Origin of the sequence: Pseudomonas sp. 313, assembly GCF_000316965.1 — a bacterium.
GTDB lineage: Bacteria > Pseudomonadota > Gammaproteobacteria > Pseudomonadales > Pseudomonadaceae > Chryseomonas > Chryseomonas benzopyrenica.
Genome location: NZ_ANBZ01000096.1, coordinates 41,998 through 68,956, shown reverse-complemented (window position 1 = coordinate 68,956; position 26,959 = coordinate 41,998). Strand labels below are relative to the sequence as shown.

Annotated in this window: 29 protein-coding genes, 3 tRNA genes and 1 pseudogene; 21 read left to right on the top strand and 12 right to left on the bottom strand. The window is 64.8% G+C overall.

What is annotated here, in order from left to right; all coding sequences use genetic code 11:
• Positions 1-5: 5 nt before the first annotated feature.
• The gene (locus C722_RS0123210; protein WP_017642806.1) at positions 6-368 is read right to left on the bottom strand and encodes a hypothetical protein; all 363 of its coding nucleotides are present in this window, start codon (positions 366-368) and stop codon (positions 6-8) included.
• A 166-nt stretch (positions 369-534) separates the two neighbouring features.
• Here C722_RS0123210 and C722_RS0123205 point away from each other — a divergent pair, with 166 nt between their 5' ends.
• The 3 genes from C722_RS0123205 to C722_RS0123195 all read left to right on the top strand — a co-directional run bounded on the left by C722_RS0123205 (position 535) and on the right by C722_RS0123195 (position 1,315).
• On the top strand, positions 535-738 hold the full coding sequence (locus C722_RS0123205; protein ID WP_017642805.1) for a hypothetical protein: 204 nt from the start codon (positions 535-537) through the stop codon (positions 736-738).
• 76 nt (positions 739-814) lie between these two features.
• A complete protein-coding gene (locus C722_RS26810) occupies positions 815-943 on the top strand; it encodes a hypothetical protein (protein ID WP_017642804.1) in 129 nt (42 codons plus the stop codon).
• Positions 944-1,120: 177 nt separating this feature from the next.
• The gene (locus tag C722_RS0123195; protein WP_017642803.1) at positions 1,121-1,315 is read left to right on the top strand and encodes a hypothetical protein; all 195 of its coding nucleotides are present in this window, start codon (positions 1,121-1,123) and stop codon (positions 1,313-1,315) included.
• A gap of 119 nt (positions 1,316-1,434) precedes the next feature.
• Here C722_RS0123195 and C722_RS0123190 read toward each other — a convergent pair.
• From C722_RS0123190 to C722_RS0123180, 3 genes are all read right to left on the bottom strand, one after another.
• A tRNA-Leu gene (locus tag C722_RS0123190) sits at positions 1,435-1,519 on the bottom strand.
• A 51-nt stretch (positions 1,520-1,570) separates the two neighbouring features.
• Positions 1,571-1,646: transfer RNA gene (locus tag C722_RS0123185), tRNA-His, on the bottom strand.
• Between the two features lie 35 nt (positions 1,647-1,681).
• Positions 1,682-1,758: transfer RNA gene (locus C722_RS0123180), tRNA-Arg, on the bottom strand.
• 248 nt (positions 1,759-2,006) lie between these two features.
• Here C722_RS0123180 and folD point away from each other — a divergent pair.
• Positions 2,007-2,861, top strand: coding sequence for a bifunctional methylenetetrahydrofolate dehydrogenase/methenyltetrahydrofolate cyclohydrolase FolD (folD, locus tag C722_RS0123175; RefSeq protein ID WP_017642802.1), 855 nt, complete (start codon positions 2,007-2,009; stop codon positions 2,859-2,861).
• A 42-nt stretch (positions 2,862-2,903) separates the two neighbouring features.
• On the opposite strand, the gene C722_RS0123170 is transcribed toward folD, so the two are convergent.
• Complete coding sequence (locus C722_RS0123170) at positions 2,904-3,749, bottom strand: glycine betaine ABC transporter substrate-binding protein (RefSeq protein WP_371099831.1); 846 nt, start codon at positions 3,747-3,749, stop codon at positions 2,904-2,906.
• Positions 3,750-4,018: 269 nt separating this feature from the next.
• On the opposite strand from C722_RS0123170, the gene C722_RS0123165 reads away from it, so the two are divergent.
• Both C722_RS0123165 and C722_RS0123160 read left to right on the top strand, forming a co-directional pair.
• Complete coding sequence (locus C722_RS0123165) at positions 4,019-5,329, top strand: serine protein kinase PrkA (RefSeq protein WP_017642800.1); 1,311 nt, start codon at positions 4,019-4,021, stop codon at positions 5,327-5,329.
• Positions 5,330-5,426: 97 nt separating this feature from the next.
• Positions 5,427-6,143, top strand: a complete 717-nt coding sequence (locus tag C722_RS0123160; RefSeq protein ID WP_231893032.1) for a VacJ family lipoprotein — start codon at positions 5,427-5,429, stop codon at positions 6,141-6,143.
• 3 nt (positions 6,144-6,146) lie between these two features.
• On the opposite strand, the pseudogene C722_RS25315 reads toward C722_RS0123160, so the two are convergent.
• Together C722_RS25315 and C722_RS0123150 are read right to left on the bottom strand one after the other, a co-directional pair.
• Positions 6,147-7,282: pseudogene (locus tag C722_RS25315) on the bottom strand (patatin-like phospholipase family protein).
• A complete protein-coding gene (locus C722_RS0123150; protein ID WP_017642796.1) occupies positions 7,283-8,218 on the bottom strand; it encodes a lipid A biosynthesis lauroyl acyltransferase in 936 nt (311 codons plus the stop codon).
• Positions 8,219-8,369: 151 nt separating this feature from the next.
• Here C722_RS0123150 and minC point away from each other — a divergent pair, with 151 nt between their 5' ends.
• The 6 genes from minC to C722_RS0123120 all read left to right on the top strand — a co-directional run bounded on the left by minC (position 8,370) and on the right by C722_RS0123120 (position 13,059).
• Positions 8,370-9,116: a septum site-determining protein MinC gene (gene minC, locus C722_RS0123145; RefSeq protein WP_017642795.1), complete on the top strand. Its 747-nt coding sequence runs from the start codon at positions 8,370-8,372 to the stop codon at positions 9,114-9,116.
• Positions 9,117-9,250: 134 nt separating this feature from the next.
• Entirely contained in the window at positions 9,251-10,069 is an 819-nt protein-coding gene (minD, locus tag C722_RS0123140) for a septum site-determining protein MinD (protein WP_017642794.1), read from the top strand.
• Positions 10,066-10,320 (top strand): cell division topological specificity factor MinE, encoded by a 255-nt coding sequence (minE, locus tag C722_RS0123135; protein ID WP_017642793.1) that lies wholly within the window; start codon positions 10,066-10,068, stop codon positions 10,318-10,320. Before minD ends, minE begins: the two co-directional genes overlap by 4 nt.
• Positions 10,321-10,439: 119 nt before the next feature.
• Positions 10,440-11,075, top strand: a complete 636-nt coding sequence (locus C722_RS0123130) for an RluA family pseudouridine synthase (protein WP_017642792.1) — start codon at positions 10,440-10,442, stop codon at positions 11,073-11,075.
• 45 nt (positions 11,076-11,120) lie between these two features.
• On the top strand, positions 11,121-11,699 hold the full coding sequence (locus C722_RS0123125; protein ID WP_017642791.1) for a trans-aconitate 2-methyltransferase: 579 nt from the start codon (positions 11,121-11,123) through the stop codon (positions 11,697-11,699).
• A 70-nt stretch (positions 11,700-11,769) separates the two neighbouring features.
• Positions 11,770-13,059 carry a M18 family aminopeptidase gene (locus C722_RS0123120; protein WP_017642790.1) on the top strand — a complete coding sequence of 430 codons (1,290 nt, stop codon included), beginning with the start codon at positions 11,770-11,772 and terminating at the stop codon, positions 13,057-13,059.
• A gap of 7 nt (positions 13,060-13,066) precedes the next feature.
• Here C722_RS0123120 and C722_RS0123115 read toward each other — a convergent pair whose 3' ends face one another.
• Positions 13,067-13,804 carry a UTRA domain-containing protein gene (locus C722_RS0123115; protein WP_017642789.1) on the bottom strand — a complete coding sequence of 246 codons (738 nt, stop codon included), beginning with the start codon at positions 13,802-13,804 and terminating at the stop codon, positions 13,067-13,069.
• Positions 13,805-13,986: 182 nt separating this feature from the next.
• On the opposite strand from C722_RS0123115, the gene C722_RS0123110 reads away from it, so the two are divergent.
• From C722_RS0123110 to C722_RS0123085, 6 genes are read left to right on the top strand one after another with little or no spacing between them, the layout of a single operon-like run.
• Positions 13,987-15,048 (top strand): ABC transporter substrate-binding protein, encoded by a 1,062-nt coding sequence (locus C722_RS0123110; protein ID WP_017642788.1) that lies wholly within the window; start codon positions 13,987-13,989, stop codon positions 15,046-15,048.
• A gap of 4 nt (positions 15,049-15,052) precedes the next feature.
• Positions 15,053-15,850: an alkaline phosphatase family protein gene (locus tag C722_RS0123105; RefSeq protein WP_017642787.1), complete on the top strand. Its 798-nt coding sequence runs from the start codon at positions 15,053-15,055 to the stop codon at positions 15,848-15,850.
• Positions 15,847-16,680, top strand: a complete 834-nt coding sequence (locus tag C722_RS0123100; protein ID WP_017642786.1) for an ABC transporter permease subunit — start codon at positions 15,847-15,849, stop codon at positions 16,678-16,680. The genes C722_RS0123105 and C722_RS0123100 overlap by 4 nt, the downstream gene beginning before the upstream one ends.
• The gene (locus C722_RS0123095; protein ID WP_017642785.1) at positions 16,667-17,452 is read left to right on the top strand and encodes an ABC transporter permease; all 786 of its coding nucleotides are present in this window, start codon (positions 16,667-16,669) and stop codon (positions 17,450-17,452) included. Before C722_RS0123100 ends, C722_RS0123095 begins: the two co-directional genes overlap by 14 nt.
• Entirely contained in the window at positions 17,449-18,438 is a 990-nt protein-coding gene (locus C722_RS0123090) for an ABC transporter ATP-binding protein (protein ID WP_017642784.1), read from the top strand. Before C722_RS0123095 ends, C722_RS0123090 begins: the two co-directional genes overlap by 4 nt.
• Positions 18,435-19,088 carry an HAD family phosphatase gene (locus C722_RS0123085; protein WP_017642783.1) on the top strand — a complete coding sequence of 218 codons (654 nt, stop codon included), beginning with the start codon at positions 18,435-18,437 and terminating at the stop codon, positions 19,086-19,088. The genes C722_RS0123090 and C722_RS0123085 overlap by 4 nt, the downstream gene beginning before the upstream one ends.
• 406 nt (positions 19,089-19,494) lie before the next feature.
• On the opposite strand, the gene C722_RS0123080 is transcribed toward C722_RS0123085, so the two are convergent.
• Positions 19,495-20,457: an NAD(P)H-quinone oxidoreductase gene (locus C722_RS0123080; protein ID WP_026084048.1), complete on the bottom strand. Its 963-nt coding sequence runs from the start codon at positions 20,455-20,457 to the stop codon at positions 19,495-19,497.
• A gap of 237 nt (positions 20,458-20,694) precedes the next feature.
• Between C722_RS0123080 and C722_RS0123075 the strand changes: the two genes are divergently transcribed.
• Both C722_RS0123075 and C722_RS0123070 read left to right on the top strand, forming a co-directional pair.
• The gene (locus C722_RS0123075) at positions 20,695-22,776 is read left to right on the top strand and encodes a carboxy terminal-processing peptidase (protein ID WP_017642781.1); all 2,082 of its coding nucleotides are present in this window, start codon (positions 20,695-20,697) and stop codon (positions 22,774-22,776) included.
• 92 nt (positions 22,777-22,868) lie between these two features.
• On the top strand, positions 22,869-24,614 hold the full coding sequence (locus C722_RS0123070) for a bifunctional diguanylate cyclase/phosphodiesterase (RefSeq protein WP_026084047.1): 1,746 nt from the start codon (positions 22,869-22,871) through the stop codon (positions 24,612-24,614).
• Between the two features lie 3 nt (positions 24,615-24,617).
• On the opposite strand, the gene C722_RS0123065 is transcribed toward C722_RS0123070, so the two are convergent.
• The 3 genes from C722_RS0123065 to C722_RS0123055 all read right to left on the bottom strand — a co-directional run bounded on the left by C722_RS0123065 (position 24,618) and on the right by C722_RS0123055 (position 26,383).
• Positions 24,618-24,989, bottom strand: coding sequence for a hypothetical protein (locus C722_RS0123065; protein ID WP_017642779.1), 372 nt, complete (start codon positions 24,987-24,989; stop codon positions 24,618-24,620).
• A gap of 5 nt (positions 24,990-24,994) precedes the next feature.
• On the bottom strand, positions 24,995-25,459 hold the full coding sequence (locus C722_RS0123060) for a YkvA family protein (protein WP_017642778.1): 465 nt from the start codon (positions 25,457-25,459) through the stop codon (positions 24,995-24,997).
• 150 nt (positions 25,460-25,609) lie between these two features.
• Positions 25,610-26,383, bottom strand: a complete 774-nt coding sequence (locus C722_RS0123055) for an FKBP-type peptidyl-prolyl cis-trans isomerase (RefSeq protein ID WP_017642777.1) — start codon at positions 26,381-26,383, stop codon at positions 25,610-25,612.
• Between the two features lie 255 nt (positions 26,384-26,638).
• On the opposite strand from C722_RS0123055, the gene C722_RS0123050 reads away from it, so the two are divergent.
• Complete coding sequence (locus C722_RS0123050; protein ID WP_017642776.1) at positions 26,639-26,929, top strand: hypothetical protein; 291 nt, start codon at positions 26,639-26,641, stop codon at positions 26,927-26,929.
• Positions 26,930-26,959 lie beyond the last annotated feature (30 nt).

Sequence of the window (26,959 nt, the reverse complement as noted above, 5' to 3'; positions counted from 1 at the left end):
AGCCGTCATCGTGGGCGACGGGCGTCCAGATAGGCCAGGACTTCCTCATCGCCATAGCCCGCACGTCGCGCATGGGCCTCAATGGCCGCGCGGCAAGCGGGATCGGTGATGGTCGCCGGCATTGAGGCGCCGCAGGGCGCCAGTGCGGCCTGGGCCAGGAAGCTGTCCAGATCCTGCTTGTGTTCGTCAGCGACGGCGTGGGTGCCCGTGGTGGGCGCATGCGCTGCGACTGGCGGCGTAGTGGTCGCCACGACGGCGGGCTCGCTGGCTGTCGAATCGCCTTTGTGCGTGGTCGCCACCGCAGCCACCACCAGCAGGCCAAAGCCTGCCGTCAACACCAGCAACTTGCGTGTCGAACTTCCGCTCATGATCTCTTCTTCCCTCTAAAAAGCTTACCGTCCTGGACCTGAAAGCGACCTGGGCCGCCTAACGTCCGACTTTTGACCAATCGAATTGGACAATATTTTTCCAGCTTGTGTTCAGCCCAAGGCGGGTCATGCCACACTCGGCGGCATCAGGAGACAGGAGCGGCTCATGCAGCAGAAGGATTTCGTCGGCCCCCGTTTGCGCCAGCTCAGCGCCGATCTCTCGCTCGCCGATCGACTGGCCGAGAGCGCTCAAATCGATCTCAACGCCGATCTCAAGCGCCGGGTCCGGGATGACCTCGAACGGGCGCTGCGGGAGATCGGGCAGCTCAGCGAAGAGCAGACCCTCTGGCTGAACTGGGCGAACACCTAACCCAGGCACGTCCAACGTCGTCGCGCTGTAACGCGCGGCTGCTATCTGTAGCGGCATCCACCCTCTGGAGCCGAGCATGAAAGCGGAATACGAAATCAGTGACGACATCGCCCAGTTCGTCGGCGGCGCCTTGATCAGCCTGGTATTGCTCAGTGGCGGAGCCATCGGCGGCGCCTGCTTCCTGCTGGCCGAGACGCTTGGTTGACCGCCCGCCGCCTACCCCCTAGCTAGCGTCAGGGCTACGCAGCCATTCTTGAGCGAATGCCTGGCCGCCTACCCGGCTGACATCCATTGATTCATAGGCAACTTGCATTGCGCTGAGGGCGCATTACTCTTGAAAGGTGACAGTAACAATTAGCGCACACAGTTAAGAGGTCGGATCATGCGAACCCAACTGACCCGCTCGATCACCCTGTTCGACGCCGCTCGCCCCCAGGCGCAAGCCAAAGATGAGTCGGCGGTGCCCGCCGATAACGGTTTTACCGGTCGCACCAACCAGCGGTGGACGGCAACCTTTCTCTGCGGCACCGCCCTGGCGTTCGTCTTCTGCGCGCCACTGTTCCGGCATCTACACTAGCTCTGCTGGCCGATAGCAGCTATTCGGGAACGGTGCGCAACCATGGCGTTCCAGCTGCTAGCTGAATCGCGGGCACAAAAAAACCGGCGCTGGGCCGGTCTCTTGCTGTGCATCTTGAATGGTGCGGACGGAGAGACTCGAACTCTCACACCTTGCGGCGCCAGAACCTAAATCTGGTGTGTCTACCAATTCCACCACGTCCGCGAGACGCTTGAAAGACGAACGCCAGACACGAGGTCTGGCGTTCGCTGAATATGGGGTGGACGATGGGAATCGAACCCACGACACCAGGAGCCACAATCCTGTGCTCTACCAACTGAGCTACGCCCACCATATCTTACCTGCTTGCCGTCGCCGAACCGCCAATGGCGCGCCCGGCAGGACTCGAACCTGCGACCATCCGCTTAGAAGGCGGATGCTCTATCCAGCTGAGCTACGGGCGCCTGTTACGGCAGCTGCCCTAGCAGAGACTTCCTTGGTGAAAAGTCTCTTGCCTGGCCCTTGTCAGTGACTTGGGCTGTGCTCGGCAAGCGGGGCGAATGTTATAAAGCTCCCGCAGGTCCGTCAACTAATTTTTTAAAAATTTTTAAGCAGAAAGAATGAGTTAGCCGCCACAGAGGCTTCTCTGTTGCCAGCGGGCCCGTCCATGCGAAAATAGCCGACCCTTTTCCGTCACCACCAGAAATCGCCCATGACCGCCCAACTGATCGACGGCAAGTCCATTGCCGCCCGCCTGCGCCAGGATATTGCCCAGCGAGTCTCTCAACGTCGTAGCGCCGGCCTGCGCGCCCCTGGCCTCGCCGTCATCCTGGTCGGCACCGATCCCGCCTCGCGCGTCTATGTGGCGCACAAGCGCAAGGATTGCGAAGAGGTCGGTTTCGACTCCTATGCCCATGACCTGCCGGCCAGCACCACCCAGGCCGAGCTGGAAGCCCTGATCGACCGGCTCAACGACGACACCAGCGTCGACGGCATCCTGCTGCAGCTGCCCCTTCCCGCGCACCTGGATGCTACCCAGCTGCTGGAGCGCATCCGTACCGACAAGGACGTGGACGGCTTCCACCCCTACAACCTGGGTCGTCTGGCGCAGCGCAACCCCCAGCTGCGCCCCTGTACGCCCAAGGGCATCATGACCCTGCTGCACAGCACCGGCGTCGACCTCTATGGTCTGGATGCGGTGGTGGTCGGCGCCTCCAACATCGTCGGCCGTCCCATGGCGCTGGAATTGCTATTGGCCGGCTGCACCGCCACCGTGACCCACAGATTCACCCGCTCCCTCGAACACCATGTCAGCCAGGCCGATCTGGTGGTGGTGGCCGTGGGCAAGCCCGGACTGGTCAAGGGTGAATGGATCAAGCCCGGCGCCATCGTCATCGACGTCGGCATCAATCGCCAGGCCGATGGCCGCCTGGTCGGCGACGTGGAATACGAAAGCGCCTGCGAACGCGCCAGCTGGATCACCCCGGTTCCGGGCGGCGTGGGCCCCATGACGCGGGCCTGCCTGCTGGAAAATACCCTGTACGCAGCCGAGCAGCTGCACAGCTAGCAAAACGGGCCCCGCGGGGCCCGTTCTTCATTCGGCCAGGTTTCAGGGCAGCCAGGACTTCACGCGATCCGGATGGGCCGCGATCCAGGCCTTGGCGGCCTCTTCCGGCTTCTTGCCCTCTTCCACGGCCAGCATCACCTCGTTGACCTCACCGGGTTGCCAGGCGAACTTCTTCAGGAAATCCCAGACTGGCTTGGCCTTGGCTTCCAGGGCCGGGTTGGCCACGGTGTCCACGTGCTCGGAACCGCCGAACACGCCCTTGGGATCTTCGAGGAACTTGAGTTTCCACTTGGCGAACATCCAGTGCGGCACCCAGCCCGTCACCACGACGGCCTTCTGGTCCTTTTCGGCGCGGGTCAGCTCGGCGATCATGCCGCTGCCCGAACTGGCCACCAGCTTGTAGTCCAGACCGTAGTCCTTGATCGCCTGGTCGGCCTTGAGCATGACCCCGGCACCGGCGTCGATGCCGACGATACGGCCACCGAAGTCGGCCTTCTGCGCCTGCAGATCGGCGATGCTGTTGGCCTTGACGTATTCCGGCACGATCAGACCGATCTTGGCGTCGGGTGTATTGACGTTCAGATTGACCACCTGGTCCTTCATCTTGTCGTAATAGGCACCATGGGTGACCGGCAGCCAGGCGGACAACATGGCATCGAGCTTGCCGCGCGCGACGCCCTGCCACATGATGCCGGCGGCGACCGGCATGAGCTTGACCTCGTAGCCCAGATTCTGGCGGATCACTTCAGCTGCGGTGTGGGTCGTGGCCACGCTATCGGCCCAGCCATCGACATAGCCGATGGTGATTTCGGGCTTGGCCGCCTGAGCCAGGCTCATGGCCGAGGTCAGCGCGACACCGAGTCCTATTCCCAACAGTTTCTTCACCATGCTCATGCAGCAGTCCTCTCGCTATGGAAGTCGGGCGGTTGCCCCACCCCCATCATTCGGGCAATGCAAGATGGCCACTACCGCCTGGACGACGCATAACGACCGGTTAGCGACAGGAGCTGCACTTTCCGCGACATCCGATGTCGCTTGACGCAGCCCGTCGACCGCTCTGTAATCGACGCCTCGCAGAAACCTGCGGCTGCCGATGCAACCTATTGGCGGACCGTTGTCTTACCTACGCTCTCAAGCCCTCTGAAAGGACTCTGTCCATGCGTCTTCCGTTGCGCGTCGCCGCCCTGCTGGGCGCGCTGTTTTCCGGCCTCTGGGGTACCGCGCACGCGGCCGCCGAAGTGGATGCCGCCACCTATGGCTATCCACTGGTCAATCCTTTCGAAGCCACCATCGTCACCACCCCAGAAAAATTCCGGCCCGAGCTGCCGCCCGAAAGCACCATCGACCAGGACGACTACAGCCTCAACCTGCGTCCCGAGCGGGAGTATCAGCTGCCTGGCAACTTCTGGCCGGTGAAGAAATTCCATTACCGGCTCGCACGGCAGGACCATCCGGCCCCGCTGATCTTCCTGATCGCCGGCACCGGGGCCAACTACTCCTCCAGCACCCAGGAATACCTGAAGCGGCTGTATTACGCGGCCGGTTACCACGTGGTGCAGCTGTCGTCGCCCACCAGCTGGGACTTCATGGTGTCGGTATCGCGCACTGCCACGCCGGGCTACACGCCGCATGATGCCGAAGATCTCTATCGCGCCATGCAGGCGGTGCGCGCCCAGCATCCCAAGCTGCCGGTCACCGACTATTACCTGACCGGCTACAGCCTGGGCGGCCTGGATGCCGCCTTCGTCTCCTATCTCGACGAGACCCAGCGCAGCTTCAACTTCAAGAAGGTGCTGATGGTGAATCCGCCGGTCAACCTGCTGACCTCGGTACGCAACCTGGATCGCCTGGTACAGACCGAAGTGAAGGGCGTCACCAACAACCGCACCTTCTATGAGCTGATCCTGTCCAAGCTGACCCGCTACTTCCAGGAGAAGGGCTACGTCGACTTCAACGACGCCGTGGTCCGCGACTTCCAGCGCTCGCCGGAGCGACTGAGCAACGAAGAGCTGGCCATGCTGATCGGCTCGTCCTTCCGTTTCTCCGCGGCGGACATCGCCTTCACCTCCGACCTGATCAACCGGCGCGGCCTGATCACCCCGCCGACCTACCCGATCAGCGAGGGCACCAGCCTGACGCGCTTCTTCGCCCGTTCGCTGCAGTGCGACTTCGACTGCTACATGACCGAGCAGGTCATGCCGTTCTGGCAAAAGAACTTCAAGGGGCAGAACCTCGACGATCTGGCGCGCAAATCCAGCCTCACGGCGCTGGAAGACTATCTGAAGAGCAGCTCCAAGATCGGCGTCATGCACAATGCCGACGACATCATCCTCGGCCCGGGCGACCTGGGTTTCCTGCGCAAGACCTTTGGCGATCGCTTGACCGTCTACCCCCACGGCGGCCATTGCGGCAATCTCAACTACCGCGTCAACGCGAACGCCATGCTGGAGTTCTTCGCCCGTGGTTAAGTCCCTGCTCGCTCTTCTCCTGATGGCCAGTGCCTCGGTATTCGCTGCCGAATCGAGCCCGCCGCCCTCCTCCACCCTGACCATCGGCTCGGACACCATGCCGGCCGCTCCTGTGGGCGCCGACGGCTTCAGCAATCCGCTGTCGACCCTGAAGTACAACCCGGGGCTGGATCAGCGCGAATTCGAACGGGCCTCCCTGGTCGCACTGGACGTCTACGATCCTTTCGAATCCTGGAATCGCCACGTCTACCACTTCAACTATCGGCTGGACGAGTGGGTCCTGCTGCCGGTGGTCAATGGCTATCGCTGGATCACCCCGCGCTTCGTGCGTTCGGGCGTGAGCAACTTCTTCAGCAACCTGGGCGACGTCAACAACCTGCTCAACAGCGTGCTGCAGTTCAAGGGCCGCCGCGCCCTGGACACCACCGGCCGGCTGCTGCTCAACACCACCGTCGGGGTGTTCGGCCTGTGGGATCCAGCGACCCGGGTGGGGCTGATCAAGCAGCCGGAAGACTTCGGCCAAACCCTCGGCTTCTATGGCGTGGGCGATGGTCCTTTCCTGATGCTGCCGGTCCTCGGCCCGTCCAACCTGCGCGACACCGGCGGCTTGGCGGTGGACTTCGCCGCCGAGGCGCAGATCAACTTCCTCAACGTCAGCGACGAAAGCGGTCGCCACCCGGAGATCATGGTGCTGCGCGGCATCAACCTCAGGTACGTGACCGACATGAGATACGGCCAGCTCAATTCGCCCTTCGAGTACGAGAAGATCCGCTATTTCTACACCAAGGCGCGGGAACTGCAGATCGCCGAATAAGGCCTAGGCGTTGGCGAGAAAGGCCCGCAGCTCCGGCAGGCGGGCCTGCGCATCGGCCCGCCCCAGCGCCATCAGCTCCTGGCAGTAGGGGGCCTCGAACAGCAGATAGCTGAGCAGGGCGCTGCCTGAAGGCCGATTCACCCAACCCCCCGCAACAACTGCCGCAACGCCGGCGGCAGGCGCTTGCGGTGCCGGGTGGCGATGTCGCCCAGTGGCTGGCTGGGTGAGATCACCAGCATCTCCACCGGTCGGCACAGGCGACCACTGACCGGATCTCCCGCCGGCAGCGCATTGCTCAGCAGGTTGAGGCGGCGCAGGGTTTCGGTATCGCTGTCCAGGGCATCGACAAAGGTGCTGTTGAGCAGGTGGCCGCCGATCTGCGCCACGGTCGGCGGCCGGCCCTGCACGCCATGCTCCTGGCCACCCGGCGCGCCCAGCCCTATCACCAGGATGCGATCCGCGCCCAGATGCAGCGCCGGACTGATGGGCGCCGTCTGCCGGACCGAGCCATCGCCCAGGAACTCACGCCCCACCTTCACCGGCGGAAAGAACAGCGGAATGGCCGTGCTGGCCAGCAGGTGGTCGACCGCCAGCCGCGCCGGCACCCCGACGCGCCGATGGCGGAACCAGGGATCGAGGACGCCCTGACTCTGGTAGAAGGTCATCGCCTGTCCCGAGGCATAGCCGAAGGCGGTCACCGCCACCGCTCGCAGCGCGCGCTGGCGCAAGGCCGCGGTGATGCCGGAGAAATCCAGCTCGCGGCTGAGCAGCGCCCGCAGGGGCGCGTTGTCGAGCAGCGCCAGCGGTTCCTGCCGCCAGGCACCGAACAGGGTCTGCAAGCCGAAGCGCGCCGCCTGGCGGGTCACCCCGCCCCAATCGCTGCGATAGATCATCGCGGTTTCCAGGCCCGACCAGACCGCGGCCAGGCGCTCCACCGCGCGACCGAAATCCAGGGCGCCGCAGCCCAGCACCGCCGCGTTGAGGGCACCGGCCGAGGTGCCGACCAGAATGGGAAAGGGATTCTCGGAGCGCACCGCCAGGGTATCCGCCACCACCTGCAGCACCCCGACCTGATAGGCGGCCCGCGCGCCACCGCCGGCCAGAATCAGCCCCGTGCGCTGCTCGGCGGCCGGGCTCATCTAGCGCCTCTTCTTCGGATACAGCTTGGGCTCGCCAGGCGGGCGGGTCTTGAACCGCCGGTGGGCCCAGAGGTATTGCTCGGGCAGCTGGCTGACGCAGCGTTCCACCCACCGATTGATGCGCAGGCAGTCGGCCTCCTCGCTCTCGCCGGGGAAATCGGCCAGGGGCGGATGGATGACCAGGCGGTAACCCGATCCATCCGCCAGGCGCTCCTGGGTGAAGGGCAGCACCCTGGCCCGGCCCAGGCGGGCGAACTTGGTGGTGGCGGTAACGGTAGCGGCGGGAATGCCGAACAGTGGCACGAACAGGCTCTGCTTGGCGCCGTAGTCCTGGTCGGGCGCGTACCAGATGGCGCGACCGGCCCGCAGCACCTTGAGCATGGTACGCACGTCCTCGCGCTCGATGGCGGTGGCGTCCAGGTTGTGGCGCTCGCGACCGCTACGCTGGATGAAGTCGAACAGCGGATTCTTGTGCTGGCGGTACATGCCATCGATGGTATGCCGCTGACCGAGCAGCGCCGCGCCGATTTCCAGGGTGGTGAAATGCAGCGCCATGAGGATCACGCCCTGCCCGTCGCGCTGAGCGGCCTGCAGATGTTCGAGGCCTTCGATATGGGCCAGCCGGGCCAGGCGCCGGCGCGGCCACCACCAGCTCATGGCCATTTCCAGCAGGGCCATGGCGCTGCTGGCGAAGTTGCGCCGCAACAGCCGATCGCGCGCCCGCTCGTCGAGCTGGGGAAAACAGAGTTCCAGATTGCGGCGAGCGATGGCCCGGCGCTGGCCGGCGACGTGGTAGAAGATCCAGCCGAGGCCCTGGGCGAGACGCAGCAGCACGCCATAGGGCAGTTGCACCAGCAGCCAGAGCAGGCCAAGCCCCAGCCAGAGCGGCCAGTACCGTGGATTGAGAAAGGCGAGGCGGAAAGACGGCCGCTCCATCGGAACTCCTGCATGAAAAAGTCGCGCCATTCTACAGGCCTCGCGCAGATTTCCCGTAGCCTTCACAGTCACGGCCCCCCACACCCGGTGAGGGTTGCGGCACGCGGGGCATCCCGCTATAAGTCCCGCCATCCAAGCACAAGTACCCACCATGACCGCAGCCGATCCTTCCGAAAGCGACTCCGTCTTCCAGCTCAAGGGCAACATGCTCGCCGTGACCGTGCTGGAGCTTCTCCGCAACGACCTGGGGCGCCTGGACCGGCAACTGGCCCAGAAGGTCGCCCAGGCGCCCAATTTCTTCCAGGAAACGCCGTTGGTGCTGGGCCTGGACAAACTCGCCGAGGACGCCGGCCCGCTCGACCTGGGCGCCCTCCTCGATCTCTGCCGTCGCCACGGCCTGCGTACCCTGGCGTTGCGCGCCAGTCGCAGCGGGGATCTGGCCGCCGCCAACGACTACGACCTGCCGATCCTGCCGCCCAGCTCCGGCGGTCGTGAGCGCCAGGTCGACCCACGTGACCGCGAACCGGTCAAGCCAGCCGAACCTGTCGTACCGCCCGCCCCGGCGATCAATCCGACCAAGATCATCACCGCGCCGGTGCGCGGTGGGGTGCAGCTCTATGCCCCGGCCGGAGACCTGGTGGTACTGGCGCCGGTCAGCCCGGGCGCCGAGTTGCTCGCCGACGGCAACATCCACGTCTACGGCCCCATGCGTGGCCGAGCATTGGCGGGCGTAAAAGGTGATACTAAAGCGCGGATTTTCTGCCAGCAGCTGACCGCGGAACTGCTCTCCATCGCCGGCCAGTACAAGGTCGCCGAAGACCTGCGACGCCATCCGCAATGGGGCAATCCGGTACAGGTCGCTTTGGTGGGAGATGTGTTGAACATCACCCGCCTTTAACGGATAATTTCGCGAATTTTTCGCAATTGGCGCCTAAACCGCCAAGGGCAATACGAAGCGCGACACTGCCTGCAATCTCGTCACCGAGGGCACCGAGTCGCTTCAGTTATTACTTTCGATCAAGGTGAATCAGTTTGGCCAAAGTACTCGTAGTCACCTCCGGCAAGGGCGGCGTCGGCAAGACCACCAGCAGCGCTGCCATCGGTACCGGTCTCGCTCTGCGCGGCCACAAGACCGTCATCGTCGACTTCGACGTTGGCCTGCGTAACCTCGACCTGATCATGGGTTGCGAGCGCCGGGTGGTGTATGACTTCGTCAACGTGATCAACAACGAAGCCACCCTGAGCCAGGCCCTGATCAAGGACAAGCGCCTCGAAAACCTGTTCGTGCTGGCTGCCAGCCAGACCCGCGACAAGGACGCCCTGACCCAGGACGGCGTCGAGCGCGTGATCAACGAACTCAAGCAGACCTTCGACTTCATCGTCTGCGACTCTCCCGCAGGGATCGAGAAGGGTGCCCACCTGGCGATGTACTTCGCCGACGAGGCCATCGTGGTCACCAACCCCGAGGTCTCCTCGGTGCGTGACTCCGACCGCATGCTCGGCCTGCTGGCCAGCAAATCGCGCCGCGCCGAAAAGGGCGAAGAAGCCATCAAGGAGCACCTGCTGCTGACCCGCTACAACCCCGAGCGTGTCACCAAGGGCGAGATGCTTGGCGTCGAGGACGTGGAAGAGATCCTGTCCATTCGCCTGCTCGGCGTGATCCCCGAATCCCAGGCGGTGCTCAAGGCCTCGAACCAGGGCATTCCGGTGATTCTCGACGAACAGAGCGACGCCGGTCAGGCTTACAGTGATACCGTGGAGCGACTGCTCGGCAAGGAAGTGGCCTATCGCTTCCTCGACGTGAAGAAGAAAGGCTTCCTGCAACGTCTGTTCGGGGGTGGTGCCGAATGAACATCTTCGACTTCTTTCGCGACCGGAAGAAGCAGAACAGCGCTTCGATAGCCAAGGAACGGCTACAGATCATCGTGGCCCACGAGCGTGGTCGCCACGAGCAGCCGGACTATCTGCCGCAGCTGCAGAAGGACCTGCTGGAAGTGATCCGCAAGTACGTGCCGATCGAGCAGGACCAGATCCAGGTAGAGCTGGAAAACCAGGGCAGCTGCTCCATCCTCGAACTCAACATCACCCTGCCCGACCGCTAACGCGAACCAGGCAGGACAGCGGCGGCCCCAGGGCCGCCGTTGGCGTTTAAGCCCTGTCGAATTTCCGGGCACCTGCCAAGCGGACGCCAGGATTCGAAACCATGGCCTCTAGGAATCCCATGCCTCTCTCCAACATCCGCATCATTCACCAGGACGACGCCCTGCTGGTGGTCGACAAGCCCACCCTGCTGCTGTCGGTCCCCGGTCGCGCCGAAGACAACCGCGATTGCCTGGTGACCCGCCTGCAGGACAACGGCTATCCAGAGGCCCGCATCGTCCATCGACTGGACTGGGAGACCTCCGGGGTCATCGTGCTGGCGCGGGATGCCGACAGCCATCGCGAGCTGTCGCGACAGTTCCATGATCGGGAAACGGAAAAAGCCTACACCGCGCTCTGCTGGGGCGCGCCGGAGGCCAATAGTGGCCGCATCGAATTGCCGCTGCGCTACGACCCGCCGACCAAGCCGCGCCATGTTGTGGATCACGAACTGGGCCGCCATGCCCTGACCTTCTGGCAGCTGCTGGAGCGCCACGGCCACTACAGCCGGGTGGAACTCACCCCCATCACCGGACGGTCGCATCAGCTGCGGGTCCATATGCTAAGCATCGGTCATCCGCTGCTGGGCGATCAACTCTATGCCGAGGGCGAGGCCCTGGCGGCCCAGCCGCGGCTCTGCCTGCACGCGCGCCTGCTGACGCTGACCCATCCCCTCTCGGGCGAGCGCATGAGCTTTACCAGTCCCGCGCCTTTCTGACCGTCGGTGCTGGCATACTGAGGCGCTCAGCCAAAGGAGTGCCTCTTGTCCTCCTGGACCTCCTACTACGCCGCCACCGCCCAGGGTGCCCCGCGCGACACCCTGCTGCAGGCGCTCGCCTGCTGGTCGAGTCCGCCAGGATTGGCGCTGGATCTGGGCTGTGGCACCGGACGCGATACCCTCGTCTTGCTGGAACGCGGCTGGCAGGTGCTGGCGGTGGATGCCGAGGCCGAAGCCCTGAGCGGATTGCGCCAGCGCGTGCCGGTCCTGCTGCAGGCCCGTCTGGAGACCCGCCAAGAGCGCTTCGAGACGGCCAAAATTCCCCGCTGCGACCTCGTCAATTCCAGCTTCGCCCTGCCCTTTTGCGAACCGGCGCGTTTTCCCGCGCTCTGGACCAGGATCACCGCGGCCGTGCGCCCGGGTGGTCTGTTCTGCGGCCAGCTCTTCGGCGAGCGGGACAGCTGGGCCAGCAGGGGCGTGACGGTCGTCGCCGCCGCTGCCCTGGAGCAGCTGCTCCAGGACTGGCAAGTCCTCCAGCATGTCGAGGAGGAAGAGGACGGCCACACCGCGGTCGGACGGTCGAAGCACTGGCACATCCACCACCTGGTGCTGCAGCGCCGTTGAGCCTGGGCGCTACGCTCGACTCCCCTTGGTCCAGAACCTAGACTGGACGCCTTGTCGTCCGGAGTCGTCCATGCGTACCGATCAGATCCAAGGCCTCATCGATTTCCTCTCCACTTCGCCCACGCCCTTCCACGCCACCGCGGCCCTCGCCCGCCGTCTCGAAGCCGCCGGCTACCAGCGCCTGGACGAACGCGAAAGCTGGTCCGTGCAGCCGGGTGGCCGCTACTACGTCACCCGCAACGATTCCTCGCTGATCGCCGTGCGCCTGGGCGCCCAGCCACTGGAGCGCGGCCTGCGCCTGGTCGGCGCCCATACCGACAGCCCCTGCCTCAAGGTCAAGCCGCAGCCGGAGCTGCAGCGGCAGGGCTTCTGGCAACTGGGCGTCGAGGTCTACGGCGGCATGCTCATGGCGCCCTGGTTCGACCGCGACCTGTCCCTGGCGGGCCGGGTGACCTATCGCGCCGCGGGCCGGGTGCAGAGTCGGCTGATCGACTTCCGCAAGCCGCTGGCGATCATCCCCAACCTGGCCATCCACCTCAATCGCGAAGCCAACCAGGGCTGGGCCATCAATGCCCAGAACGAGCTGCCGCCGATCCTGGCCCAGGTGCCTGCCGGCGAGCGGCGCGACTTCCGCGCCCTGCTGGCCGCGCGCCTGCAGCAGGAACACGGCATAGACCAAGCCGAGGTGCTGGATTTCGAACTGAGCTTCTATGATGTCCAGCCCGCCGCCCTGATCGGGCTGGACGATGACTTCATCGCCGCCGCGCGCCTGGACAACCTGCTGTCCTGCCATGCGGGTCTGGAAGCCCTGCTGGCCGCCGAGGGCGACGAGAACGCCGTGCTGGTCTGCACCGATCACGAGGAAGTGGGCTCCACCTCCTGCTGCGGCGCCGATGGTCCCTTCCTCGAACAGGTGCTGCAACGCCTGCTGCCCGCCGGGGATGCCTTTACCCGCACCCTGCAACGTTCGCTGCTGATCTCGGCCGACAACGCCCATGGCGTGCACCCCAACTATGCCGACAAGCACGATGGCAACCACGGCCCGAAACTGAACGGCGGCCCGGTGATCAAGGTGAACGCCAACCAGCGCTATGCCACCAGCAGCGAAACCGCGGCCTTCTTCCGCGACCTCTGCCAACGCGAAGCGGTGCCGGTGCAAAGCTTCGTGGTACGCAGCGACATGGGGTGCGGCTCCACCATCGGCCCCATCACCGCCGGTCAGCTGGGAGTGCGCACCGTGGACATCGGCCTGCCCACCTTCGCCATGCATTCCATCCGCGAATTGGCCGGCAGCCACGACCTCGGCCATCTGATCAAGGTGCTGACGGCCTTCTATGCGAGCAGCGAACTGCCGCTCTGAAGCCAGCCTAGTCCGGTACTTCGACCCTGACCTGGATGGCGTCGTGCCGCCAGAATTCCAGGTCGCAATCGATCAGTCGCCCCTGCTGGTCGTGGTTGATGCGGGTGATGTGCAGCGCCGGACTACCCTGCGCCACTCGCAGGGCCTGGGCAGCCTCCGGCAACAAGGCGGTCGGCAGAATTTCGAAGCGCACCTCGCCGTAGCGGATGTCGTAGCGGTCGCGATACAGCTCGGTGAGGGAACGCTGCAGGTCGTGCTCCAGCAAGCCCGGGAAGTAGGCCGCATTGAGGTAGTGCTCGACATAGAGCACCAGCCGGCCGTCCACGCGGCGCACCCGGCGGATCTGATAGACGCTGGACAACGCCGGTAACTCCAGCAGGCGACAGATCTCCGCGGACGCCAGCATCTGCCGCGCCGCCAACACCTCGGTGGCCGGTCGACGACCCTGGGCTTCCACCATGGCGTGGAAATGGGTGCGGGCCAGGGGGTTGTAGGCCAGGCGTGGCGGCGCAACGAACCAGCCGCGCCGCTCTTCGCGATAGATCAGGCCCAGGGCTTCCAGTTGCAACAGGGCCTCACGCAGGGTGATGCGGGTGGTGGCGAACAGCTCGCTCAGCTGGCGCTCGGACGGCAAGCGCTCCATCGCCAGCAGCAGGCCATGGGCGATCTGCTCCTGCAGCGCCTGGCGGATGGCGCTGGCGCCCGGCGCACCTCTTTGGACTAGACCAGCTTCGGATTGGTGCACCCGGAACGCCTCGACTAGGGTTTGCTGGGAGACTAGGGCGGCCAGATGACCGCTTGGTGACGACTGCAGCGCCGGTGCCAGCGGTGGAACGGGGCGAACTGCCATCAAATCGTCATACCTCGCTCCTAGATTGGCCGGTGTCTTGCTGACCTAGACCAAGCCCTAACACCTGGAGCGCCCGTATGACCCGTCTGCTTGCTTCCTTGTTGGCCACTGCCGTTGCGGTACAGGCCGGTACCGCCTTCGCCGATACCGTCGATCTCAAAGCCCTCGAAGCCGCCGCCCGCAAGGAAGGCCAGGTGAACAGCGTCGGCATGCCCGATACCTGGGCGAACTGGAAAGGCACCTGGCAGGACCTGGAGCAGAAGTACGGCCTCAAGCACCAGGACACCGACATGAGCTCCGCCCAGGAGATCGCCAAATTCGCCGCCGAAGGCGAAAACGCCTCCGCCGACATTGGTGACGTCGGTGCCTCCTTCGGCCCCATCGCCGTGCAGAAGGGCGTTACCCAGCCCTACAAGCCGAGCACCTGGGACCAGGTGCCGAGCTGGGCCAAGGACAGCGACGGGCACTGGGCGCTGGCCTACACCGGCACCATCGCCTTCATCGTCAACAAGCAGACCGTCAAGGACGTGCCCCACTCCTGGGCCGACCTGCTCAAGGGCACCTACAAGGTCACCATCGGTGACGTCAGTGCCGCCTCCCAGGCGGTGAGCGGCGTGCTGGCCGCGGCCTACGCCAACGGCGGCGACGAGAAGAACATCAAGCCGGCGCTGGATTTCTTCGCCAAGCTGGCCAAGCAGGGCCGCCTGTCCTTCACCAACCCGGTAGTGGCCAACCTCGAGAAAGGCGAGGTAGAGGTGGGCGTGGTCTGGGACTTCAATGCCCTGAACTACCGCGACCAGATCGACCGCTCGCGCTTCGAGGTGCTGATCCCTTCCGACGGCTCGGTGACCTCCGGCTACACCACCATCATCAACAAGTACGCCAAGCACCCCAATGCCGCCAAGCTGGCTCGTGAGTACATCTTCTCCGACGCGGGCCAGATCAACCTGGCCGAGGGCTATGCCCGGCCGATCCGCGCCGAGCACCTGACCCTGCCGGCGGACGTCCAGGCCAAGCTGCTGCCCCAGGCGCAATACGCCAAGGCGCGCCCCATCACCGACGCCAAGGCCTGGGAAGAGACTTCCAAGCGCCTGCCACGGCTCTGGCAGGAACACGTCCTGATCAACATGCAGCAGTGACGTCATGAAGGTCATCCTGGTCGTGCTGGACGGACTCGCCCTGAGGGTCGCCGAACACGGACTCGGCTTCCTTCAGGCGCTGTGCCTGGCCGGCCGGGGTCGCCTCTACCGCCTGGAGTGCGAGTTGCCTTCGCTCTCCCGGCCGCTCTACGAATGCCTGCTCACCGGGGTGCCACCGGTGAGCAGCGGCATCGTCCACAACGGTGTCAATCGACTCTCGACCAAGACCAGCCTGTTCCATCTGGCGCGGGCCGCCGGTCTCACCACCGCGGCAGCCGCCTATCACTGGGTCAGCGAACTCTATAACCGCAGCCCCTTCGAGCCGGGCCGGGACAGGCACGTCAGCGACACCGGCCTGCCGATCCAGCACGGCCACTTCTACTACGCCGACCACTACCCGGATTCCCACCTGTTCGACGACGCCGAGCACCTGCGCCTCACCCATGCCCCGGACATCCTGCTGGTGCATCCGATGAACATCGACGACGCGGGCCACAAGCACGGTCTCTCCAGCCCCGAATACCGCAATGCCGCGCGCCGCGCCGATGGCCTGTTGTCACACTATCTGCCTACCTGGCTGGACGCCGGCTACCAGGTGCTGGTGACCGCCGATCACGGCATGAACGATGACCGTAGCCACGGCGGGACGCTAGCGGAAGAACGCGAGGTTCCGCTGTTCGTGTTCGGCGAAGGCTTCTCCCTGGGCGAGGCCACGCCGCGGCAGGTGGAGATATGCGGAACGGTATGCAGCCTGCTGGGGCTGGCCCACGACAAACCCTGGTGCCGGGAGCTGCTGGCATGAAGCGGCCCTGGCTCGCCCTGCTGCTGATCCTGCCTTTCCTGCTGGTGTTCGGCGCCTTCCAGCTGGCGCCCCTGACCTGGATCGCCTTCAACAGTTTCGACTCCAGCGAAAGCGGCTGGGGCCTGGGCAATTACGCCGAGATCCTCGGCTCGCCCTTTTACCTGCAGGCCATCCGCTTCTCCCTGGAGATCTCGCTCTGGTCCAGCGTCTGCGGCCTGCTCATCGCCCTGGTCGGTGCCTATTCGCTGACGCGGGTGGACTCGCGACTGCGCGGCTTCGTGGTGGCCTTCACCAACATGACCAGCAACTTCGCCGGGGTACCGCTGGCCTTCGCCTTCATCATCCTGCTGGGCATCAATGGCTGCCTGACCCTGGCGCTCAAGCAGCTGGGACTGATCGAGAGCTTCAACCTCTACACCAAGGGCGGCCTGATCCTCATCTACACCTACTTCCAGATCCCCCTGGGCGTATTGCTGCTGTTTCCGGCCTTCGAGGCCCTGAAGCAGGACTGGCGCGATGCGGCAGCGCTGCTCGGCGCCGCCACCTGGCAATACTGGCGGCATATCGGCCTGCCGGTGCTCAGCCCGGCGCTGGTGGGCACCTTCATCATCCTGCTGGCCAACGCCCTGGGCGCCTACGCCACCGTCTACGCCCTCACCGTGGGCAACTTCAACGTGGTGCCGGTGCGCATCGCCGCCCTGGTCTCCGGCGACATCTATCTGGAGCCCAACCTGGCCGCCGCCCTGGCCATGCTGCTGGTGGCCTTCATGACCCTGATCACCCTCGTCCATCAGTGGCTGCTGCGGCGGAGTCGTCATGTCCAGAGCTGAGCATCTCTATCATCGCCTGGTGGTCTGGCTGCTGTTTCTGATCCTGTTCGCACCCCTGGCCGCGACCCTGGTCTATTCCCTCGCCACCCAGTGGTCGGCGACCCTGCTGCCGGCCGGCTTCACGTTCAAGTGGTACCTGCAACTGTGGAGCGATCCGCGCTTTCTCGCCGCCTTCGGCCGCTCCCTGGCGATCTGTTTCGGCGCCCTGGCGTTGTCCTGCGTGCTGATCCTGCCGGCCATGTTCGCCATCGCCTACCACTTCCCGCGGCTGGATGCATTGATGAATGTACTGATCCTCTTGCCCTTCGCGGTACCGCCGGTGGTCTCGGCCGTGGGTCTGCTGCAGCTCTATGCCGGCGGCCCACTGCCGCTGACCGGCACACCCTGGATTCTGGTGTTCTGCTACTTCACCATCGCCCTGCCCTTCATGTACCGGGCCATCAGCAACAACCTCCAGGCGCTCAACCTGCGTGACCTGATGGACGCCGCCCACCTGCTCGGCGCCAGCTCCTGGCGCGCCGCGCTGCTGGTGGTGCTGCCCAATCTGCGCACCGGGCTGATGGTGGCGCTGTTCCTGTCCTTTTCCTTTCTCATCGGCGAATTCGTCTTCGCCAACCTACTGGTGGGAACGCGCTACGAGACCCTGCAGATCTATCTCTACAACCTGCGCAACGGCAGCGGCCACCTGACCAGCGCCCTGGTCATTTCCTACTTCTTCGCGGTGCTGCTGATGACCTGGATCGCCAATCGCCTGAATCGGGAGCGGACATGAGCTATCTCGCGGTCAAGGGACTGCACAAGCGCTACGGCGCCAACACCCTGTTCACCGACATCGAATTCCACGCCGAACAAGGCGAACTGGTGACGCTGCTCGGCCCCTCGGGCTGCGGCAAGTCCACCCTGCTGCGCTGCCTGGCCGGCCTCACCGAGGTCGATCGCGGTGCCATCGTGCTGGCCGGCCAGGACATCACCAAGCTGCCGCCGCAACGCCGTGGTATCGCCATGGTGTTCCAGAGCTATGCCCTGTTCCCCAACATGACCGTGGCGCAGAACGTCGCCTTCGGCCTGCGCATGCAGCGGCTGGCGCGGGACGAAATCGGGCAGCGGGTGGGCGAGGCCCTGACCCTGGTTGAACTGCAGGGCTTCGCCGAGCGCTATCCGCATCAGCTCTCCGGTGGCCAGTGCCAGCGCGTGGCCCTGGCGCGCTCGCTGATCGTGCGGCCGCGCCTGCTGCTGCTCGACGAACCCCTCTCAGCGCTGGATGCCCGCATCCGTCGCCACCTGCGTGAACAGATCCGCGCCATCCAGCAGGAGCTGGGCCTGACCACGGTGTTCGTCACCCATGATCAGGAAGAAGCCCTGACCCTGTCCGATCGCATCGTGCTGATGCGCGAAGGACGCATCGTCCAGAGCGGCGATGCCGAGACGCTCTACACCGCGCCGGTGGATGCCTTCGCCGCCGGCTTCATCGGCAACTACAACCTGCTCAGCGCCGACCAGGCCAGCCGGCTGTTCGGCCAGACCTTCCAGGGGCAGGTGGCGATTCGCCCCGAGGCCATCCGCCTCGGCGTAGCGGGTGGCTTCAACGGCCGCATCGTCGGCCACAGCCTGCTGGGTAACGTGATCCGCTACCGGATCGCCACCGAAGCCGGCGAACTCAATGTCGACGTTCTCAACCATGGCCCGACGGCCTTGCAGCCGAACGGCACAGCCGTCACCCTGGCCGTCGATTCCGACAGCCTGAGAGAAGTGGCATGACCCTGGCGATTTTCGATCTCGACGAAACCCTTATCGACGGTGACTGCTCCAGTCTCTGGAGCCAGCAGATGGGCGTCCTTGGCTGGGTCGACCGCGAGTCCTACGTGCGGCGCGACAGCGACCTGATGGCGGCCTATGCCCAGGGCGAACTGGCCATGGAAGACTACATGGCCTTCCACCTCGAACCCCTGGTGGGCCGCACGCCCGAAGAGGTGGATTTCGAGGTCGGACCCTGGGTCGAGGACGTCATCGAACCGCTGATCTTCAGCGACGCCATGAAGTGCATCGCCGCCCACCGCGCCGCTGGCGACCGGGTGATCATCGTCTCGGCCTCCGGGGTGCATCTGGTGGAGCCCATCGCCGAACGACTCGGCGTGGAAGAGGTGCTGGCCATCGACCTACAGGTCAGCCACGGCGTCTACAGCGGCCAGGTGGAGGGGGTCATGACCTTTCGCGAAGGCAAGCTCACCCGCCTGCTGGAACTGCTCGGCGGCGACCGCAGCCTGCTGGATTCCACCAGCTTCTACTCCGACTCACGCAACGACCTGCCGCTGCTCGAAGCGGTGGGCAAGCCGCACGTGGTCAACCCCGATCCGGTACTGCGCGAACGCGCCACAGCGGCCGGCTGGCCGATCCTCAGCTGGCGGTAACTCGCACCGCGTCCATGGCGGCGCGGGGACGTAGGTTGGGCTGAGACAGCCCCATCGTCGAAGCCCAACATGGCCGGCTCCGAGCAGGGCCCTGTTGGGCTTCGCTACGCTCAACCAACCTACGACCGCTCCTACGGACGCCGATGCTTTCGTAGGTTGGGCTGAGACGGTTCCATCGTCGAAGCCCAACATCGCCGGCTCCGAGCAAGATCCCGTTGGGCTTCGCTGCGCTCAACCCAACCTACGGACGCCGATGCTTTCGTAGGTTGGGTTGAGACGGCTTTATCGTCGAAGCCCAACATGGCCGGCTCCGAGCAAGACCCGTTGGGCTTCGCTGCGCTCAACCCAACCTACGCCCAATCGTCGGCGGACCGCCCTGACCGCGATCAATAGGCGCCTGCCGGTACTATTCCAACCCTTCGTCCAGCACCAACACCACCTTGCCGTTCACCTCGTTGCTTTCCAGGGCGGCAAAGGCGGCTTCGGCGTTCTGGGCGGTGAAGCGGCGTTCCAGGTTGACGTTCAGCTTGCCTTCGGCGAACAGTGGCCAGACCTTGGCTTCCAGGGATCTCATGGTCTTGGCCTTGAATTCCACGGAGCGGTTGCGCAGGGTCGAGCCGATGATGCGAATGCGCTTGCCAAGCACCTTGCCTAGATCCATCTCGGCCTGGCGGCCGCCCATGAGACCGATCAGCACCCAGCGCCCGTCCTGGCCCAGCAGATCCAGGTTGAGCGATGCATAGTTCGCCCCGACCGGATCGAGGATGACGTGGAAGGGCGCGAAGTCGCGCAGGCCTTCCAGATCGGTCTTGCGCAGCACCCCACCCTCGGCGCCGAGGCGCTCGCAGTGGGCCAGGCGCTCCTGGGAGCCGACGCTGACCCAGCAGGGATTGCCGAAGGCCTTGCACAGCTGGATGGCGGCCGAGCCGACGCCGCTGGCACCAGCGTGCAGCAGTACCTTTTCCCCTGGCTGCAGCGCGGCCAGGTCGAACAGATTGCTCCAGGCGGTCGCCCAGACTTCGGGCAGCGCCGCCGCCTCGATCAGCGATAGGCCGTCCGGTACGGACGCTGCCTGGCGTCCATCCACCACCACCTCACTGGCCATGCCACCGCCGGCCAGCAGCGCGCAGACGCGGTCACCGACCTGCCAGCGCGAATCCGCGGTGGTCTCGCTGACCACCCCGGCGCATTCGAGGCCCAGGGTGGCCGGCGCACCGGGCGGCGGCGGATAGTTGCCGGCCAATTGCAGCAGGTCGGCGCGGTTGAGACCGGCGGCCGCCACCTTGATGCGAATTTCCCCGGGCGCCAGAGCGCGAGCGCTCAGTGACTGCCATTCCAGTTGCCCTTCGATACCTTGCAATGCGTTCACGGTGCCTCCATAGTGGCTCAGGCTTTGACGAAAAGCGCCTGCGCCGGCGGGTTCTGCGGGAGTCGAGCGGACCGGAAGACGCGGGGCTGTCACAGCCGTCCCCTCCGATCGTCGCTATCCTTCAGACCGCCGTCAGACGACTTTCGTCAGCGCCCGTCATACTTCCCCAGGCCGCGGAACCGCCCGGGCCGGGAAGGGCCTATAGCCTATTCCTTTCCGTGCATTAGTCGAATACACATGAAGCAGCTCTTGTCCCGTACCGCCCTCGTTGTCCTGCTTGGCGTCAGCGCAACGCCCCTCTTCGCCAAGCCCAACGCGCCGGTAGGCGCCGAGAAACTGCAACCCGACCGCGACCAGGTCATCGCCAGCCTCAACATCGTCGAGCTGCTCAAGCGCCACCATTACAGCAAGCCGCCGCTCAACGATGCTCAGTCGATCAAGATTTACGACAGCTATCTGAAGATGCTTGATCCCGGCCGGCTGTATTTCAATGCCGCCGATATCCGCGAATTCGACGCCGCGCGCACCCGTTTCGACGACTACCTCAAGCAGGGCAATCTCGAACCGGGCTTCGCCATCTACCGCCGTTATGCCCAACGCATGACCGAGCGGCTGAACTACGGCCTGGGTCTGCTCAACGCCGGTATCGGCAAGCTCGACTTCACTGTCGACGAATCCTTCAACACCAATCGCGAGAAGGCGGCCTGGCCGGCGGACACCGCCGCATTGGACGATCTCTGGCATCGCAAGCTCAAGGACGAGGTCCTGCGCCTGCGGCTGTCCGGCAAGACCGACCCGCAGATCCAGCAGCAGCTGACCAAGAGATACAAGAACCAGCTGGCACGCCTCAATCAGACCCGCAGCGAAGACGTCTTCCAGGCCTATATCAACGCCTTCGCCGAGTCCTATGACCCGCACACCCAGTACCTCTCGCCGGAAAGCGCCGAGAACTTCGACATCAACATGAGCCTGTCGCTCGAAGGCATCGGGGCGGTACTGCAGAACGACAACGACTACGTGCAGATCCTGCGCCTGGTCCCGGCTGGCCCGGCCGACAAGTCCAAGCAGATCGCGCCGGCGGACAAGATCGTCGGTGTCGCCCAGGGCGATGGCGAGATGGTCGATGTCATCGGCTGGCGTCTGGACGAGGTGGTCAAGCTGATTCGCGGGCCCAAGGGTTCCAAGGTGCGGCTGGAGATCATTCCGGCGAGCAACGCGCCGAACGACCAGAAGACCAAGGTGGTCGCCATCACCCGCGAAGCGGTCAAGCTCGAGGAACAGGCCGCCCAGAAGCACGTGATCGACGTTCCCCACGAGGGCAAGCACTACAAGCTCGGGGTGATCAACGTGCCGGCCTTCTACCTGGACTTCAAGGCCTACCGCGCGGGCGACCCGAACTACAAGAGCACCACGCGTGACGTGAAGAAGCTCATCGGCGAGCTGCAGAAGGAAAAGGTCGACGGCATCGTCCTGGACCTGCGCAACAACGGCGGTGGCTCGCTGCAGGAAGCCACCGAGCTGACCGGTCTGTTCATCGACCAGGGCCCCACCGTGCTGGTGCGCAATGGCGACGGCAAGGTCGAGGTGCTGGCCGACGACGAAGGCGGTGCCTTCTACAAGGGCCCCCTGACCGTGCTGGTCAATCGGTTGTCCGCCTCGGCGTCGGAGATCTTCGCCGGTGCCATGCAGGACTATCACCGCGCGCTGATCGTCGGTGGCCAGACCTTCGGCAAGGGCACCGTCCAGACCATCCAGCCGCTCAACCATGGCGAGCTGAAGCTGACCATCGCCAAGTTCTACCGCGTCTCCGGTCAGAGCACCCAGCACCAGGGCGTGCTGCCGGACATCGACTATCCAGCGGTGGTGGATACCAAGCAGATCGGCGAAAGCGCCCTGCCCGACTCCATGCCCTGGGACACCATCCCCCCGGCGGTGAACGGCCTGAGCAACCCCTTCGCCAACTATCTGCCGGAGCTGGTCAAGCGGCATGACGTGCGGGTGCAGAAGGATCCCGACTTCATCTTCGCTCGCGAGCGGCTGAAGCTCGCCCAGGAACTGGCGGCGGATACCACCGTCAGCCTCAACGAGCAGAAGCGGCGCGCTGCACAGACCGCCCTGGACAACCGCCAGTTGGCCATGGAAAACCAGCGTCGCCAGGAGAAGGGCGAAGCCCCGCTCAAGGAGTTGAAGAAGATCGACGAGGACAATCCCGCGATCGACGACGACAAGACCAAGCCGCAGGATGACGCCTACCTGATGGAGTCCGGTCATGTAATGCTGGACTATCTCGACCTGAGTCAGACACCGCCCAAGCGCTGACATCAAAGCGTCACATCTCTGTCGTGAAATGCCCGGGGGTCGCCAAGTGCGACCCCCGGGCATTTTCGTTTCTGGGTTCTTACAGGCTTACCATGACGCTTAACGACCAGGCTGGGGTGTTGGATCGCATTCTCGCCAACCGCGAGCTGCATTCGCTCTTTCAACCCATCGTTTCGTTGAGCGAGCGGCGCATCCTGGGCTATGAGGCCCTCATTCGCGGCGCCTCCAATACCCCGCTGCACTCGCCCTTGCCCCTCTATGCCACCGCCCGTCAGGCCGGGCGCCTGTCCGAATTGGAAATCGCCGCGCGCCAGCAGTCCTGCCTGACCTTCCGCGAGCTGGCCCTGGATGGTCTGCTGTTTCTCAACGTCTGCCCGGAAACCCTGCTGGAACCGGCGCACCAGTCGGGCCAGACCCTCAAGTTGCTGCAGCGCCTGGGGTTGTCTCCCGCGCAGGTGGTCATCGAACTGACCGAGCAGGCGCCCATCGATGACTTCGCGCTGCTGGCCACCGCCCTGCATCACTACCGGGCCATGGGCTTTTCCATCGCTCTGGACGATCTGGGTGCCGGCTATTCCAGTCTCAGACGCTGGTCGGAATTGCGCCCGGACTTCGTCAAGATCGATCGGCATTTCATCGAATCCATCCACCGCGATGCGGTGAAGCGCGAATTCGTCGGCTCCATCCTGAAGATGGCCGCAGCCTCCCGCGCCCAGGTCATCGCCGAAGGCATCGAGACCCACGAAGAATTGTCGACCCTGGCCAGCATGGGTGTCGACCTGGTCCAGGGCTATCTGCTGGGCCGCCCCACCGCCGCGCCACCGCGGGAGATCCAGACCCTGTTGCCGGTCATGGTCAGCCGCAGTTCGGAGCTCGCCGAGGAGTCCACCACGGTCGCCGGCCTCCGGGTGGAACAGGTCGCCGTAGGCCAGGACATGCTGATCCCGGCGGTGCTGGAGCGCTTTCGTCTGCAACCCAGCCTCAATACCCTGGCGGTGGTGGATGACGACGACCGCCCAGTAGGCATCGTCCATCACCACGAGCTGAGTTCGGCGCTGCTCAAGCCCTTCGCCCACGAGGTGTTCGCCCGCAAGCCCATCGCCCGGTTGATGAGCCAGGACTTCCTGGCGACCGAATCCAACCAGTCGCTGCAACAGGTCAGCCGCCTGCTCACCACCCGCGCCCGCCAGCGCATCGAAGAGGATTTCATCATCACCGAAGGCGGCCGCTATGTCGGGGTCGGTCGAGTCATGGATGTCTTGCGGCTGATCACCGAGCAACGCATTCAGCAGGCCAAGCATGCCAACCCGCTCACCCAGCTGCCCGGTAATGTGCCCATTCAGCAGTGCCTCACGCGTTTGCTGGATCAGCAGCGCGAAGCCGTGGTGTGCTACGTCGACATCGACGGTTTCAAGCCCTTCAATGATCTCTATGGCTACGCCAAGGGCGACGAGGTCCTGCTCTGCCTGGCGCAGACGCTTTCCGAGCGCCTGGATCCGCAGCAAGATTTCGTCGGCCACATCGGCGGCGACGACTTCCTGGTGGTGCTGGGTTCGGCGGACTGGCGGAAAAGACTGAACGGTCTGATGGCGGCCTTCCAGGAGCGCTGCCGGCATTTCTATCGCAGCGAGCACCTGGAGGCTGGCTGTTTTCTTGCCTACGACCGAGATGGTCGCCGTCGCGAGTATCCGCTGTTGTCGCTGTCACTGGGGGTCGTGGAGCTGGACAAGGAGGCCGGCAAGCGAGTGGATGCCAGCGGCCTGGCCGGCCTCGCCTCGGAAGCCAAGCGCAACGCGAAGCAGGTACCCGGCTACAGCCTGCACCTGATGCGCGCCTGACGCCTACTCTTGGTGGTGATCGGGATAGCGGTGCTCGAACACCCGCGTCACCTCGGCCGCATGCCAGCTGACGGCATCGGTCACCTGGGACGAGCCTTCCAGCGCACCCAGGCGCAGGGCGCAATCAAAGAAGCCCTCACGGGGGATACGGGTGCCGCTCTGGCTGACCACCAGCGCACTGCGCAGCGGTCGACCCTCGCGACGATCGAGAGCGGCCAGGTATTCCAGCGCCGTGGTCAGGGTCACCATCGCCGGCTGGGGCAATCCCAACCGTTCGATGACCGAGCGATAGGTCAGAAGGCTGCGGCTACGCCGCGCGCTCTCCAGTTCATCCAGCAGGGCCAGCCAGTGCTGGCGACTGATGCGTACGCTCAAGCCGTTCAATCCCGCAGCTGATCGAGGGCGACACCTGCCGCCGGCCGCTCGTGCTTGTCAGGCAGGGCCGCCAAGGCCGCCTGCTGACTCGCGGTACGGTTATCACGCCAGGCACGGAAGCCGTCCAGCTCATCGCTGCAGGCCTTGCCGATCCAGGCCAGGACGGCGAGGTCGTCGAGCAGGCCGAACATGGGTACCCAATCGGGAATGAGGTCGATGGGTAGGAGGAAGTAGACCAGGCCGCCCGCCACGGTCAGTAACGTCTTGCGGCTGATCCCGCGGTATTGACCACGCCACCAGGCCAGCAGCAGTTGATGGAACAGGCTCAGGGTATCGCGCGCCTCGCCGAGCTTGAGCCCCCGCTTGCTGGTCTTGCGTGCGACTCCCAGCAACAGGGCTGGCAGCCGGCCGCGGATCAGCAGCCGCTGGGCGATACCAAGGTAGCGATCAAAGTTCTTCGGCGGCTTCATGGACACCTCGAGCGGGTAAGGACGATAGGTGCGGACCTGCAGGGCACAGGGCGTCGCACACCCGGGTTTGGATCGCACCGATGTCCCAGGGTTTCCCCGGCACCATGTAAAACGCCCTGCGAGCAGGGCGTTTGGCGGAGCGAGAACCCGTTACTTCTTGGCCGGGGCCTTTTCGGCAGCGGCCGGAGCATCGGCAGCCGGAGCAGCCGGGGCGTCTTCGGCGTCCGCGGCAGCGGCGTCCTTGATGCCGAGCAGTTCCAGGTCGAACACCAGCACGGAGTTGGCCGGGATCGCCGGGCTCGGGCTCTGGGCGCCGTAGGCCAGCTCGGAGGGGATGTACAGCTTGATCTTCTCACCGACGTGCATCAGCTGCAGCGCCTCGACCCAGCCCGGGATCACGCCGTTGACCGGCAGGTCGATCGGGGTGCCACGCTTGATGGAGCTATCAAACACGGTGCCGTCGACCAGCTTGCCCTCGTAGTGCACGGTGACCACATCGGTGGGCTTGGGCTGCGGGCCGTCGGCCTTCTTGACCACTTCATACTGCAGGCCGGAGGCGGTGGTGATCACGCCAGGCTTCTTGCCGTTCTCTTCGAGAAACTTCTTGCCGGCCTTGGCGTTGTCTTCGCTGACCTTGGTCATCTTCTCTTCGGCACGCTTCTGCAGGGCGGCGAAGGCTTCGGTGAGCTGCTGATCGGTCAGCTTCTGATCCTTCTTGCCTACCGCATCCTCGATACCCAGGGCGACGGCCTTGGGATCCAGGTCGTCGATGCCTTCCTGGGCCAGGCTCTTGCCCATGTTCAGGCCGATGCCGTAGGACGCCTTCTGGGCCGGGCTTTCCAGCTCGACCTTGGGCTTGGAGTCGCAGCCGCTCAGAACCAGACCCACCAGGGCCACCGCTGCTGCCAACCGATACTGTTTCATGTTGATTCCTTATCCGTGCGCATTGTGCGCGTTCAAATAACTGATCGAGCTTACAAGGAGACCTGCTCGCTTGCCATCGCCAGGCCTCTAAATGGCTGCAAAGGATAAGATTTCAAGCTTATGTCTGCCTGAACATCGCGTGAACGAGCGGCGGGCAGCCCCTGCGACGTCTTGTCCGGGGCGCCCGAGCAGTGGCGACCGCCAGGCGTACAGGCGCTAAACTAGCGCCTTCTTCAGTGCCTGCCAGAGACCTCCATGTTCGAGCCCAACGATCTGAATCGCCCGCCCCTCGACCTCGCCCGCGAATCGCGCAAGGCCGGTGGCTACGGCCTGCTGTACTCGGTGCTGCTGGCGATCGGCATTCTGCTCTATCACCACTGGGTGCCCAGTGCCTTCCCCGGCAGCCTGCTGCAGATGTCCCTGGCGCTGCCCGTCATCCTGTTCGCCGGCAGCGCCGTGTACTACCTCACCATGGTGCGCAAGTGCGAGCGCCTGCAGCGCGAGGAAGACGAGAAGACCGGCAAGGGCAAGACCAGACGCCGCTAGCCGCGCTGAACGTCGCCGCCCCCGCCCGGT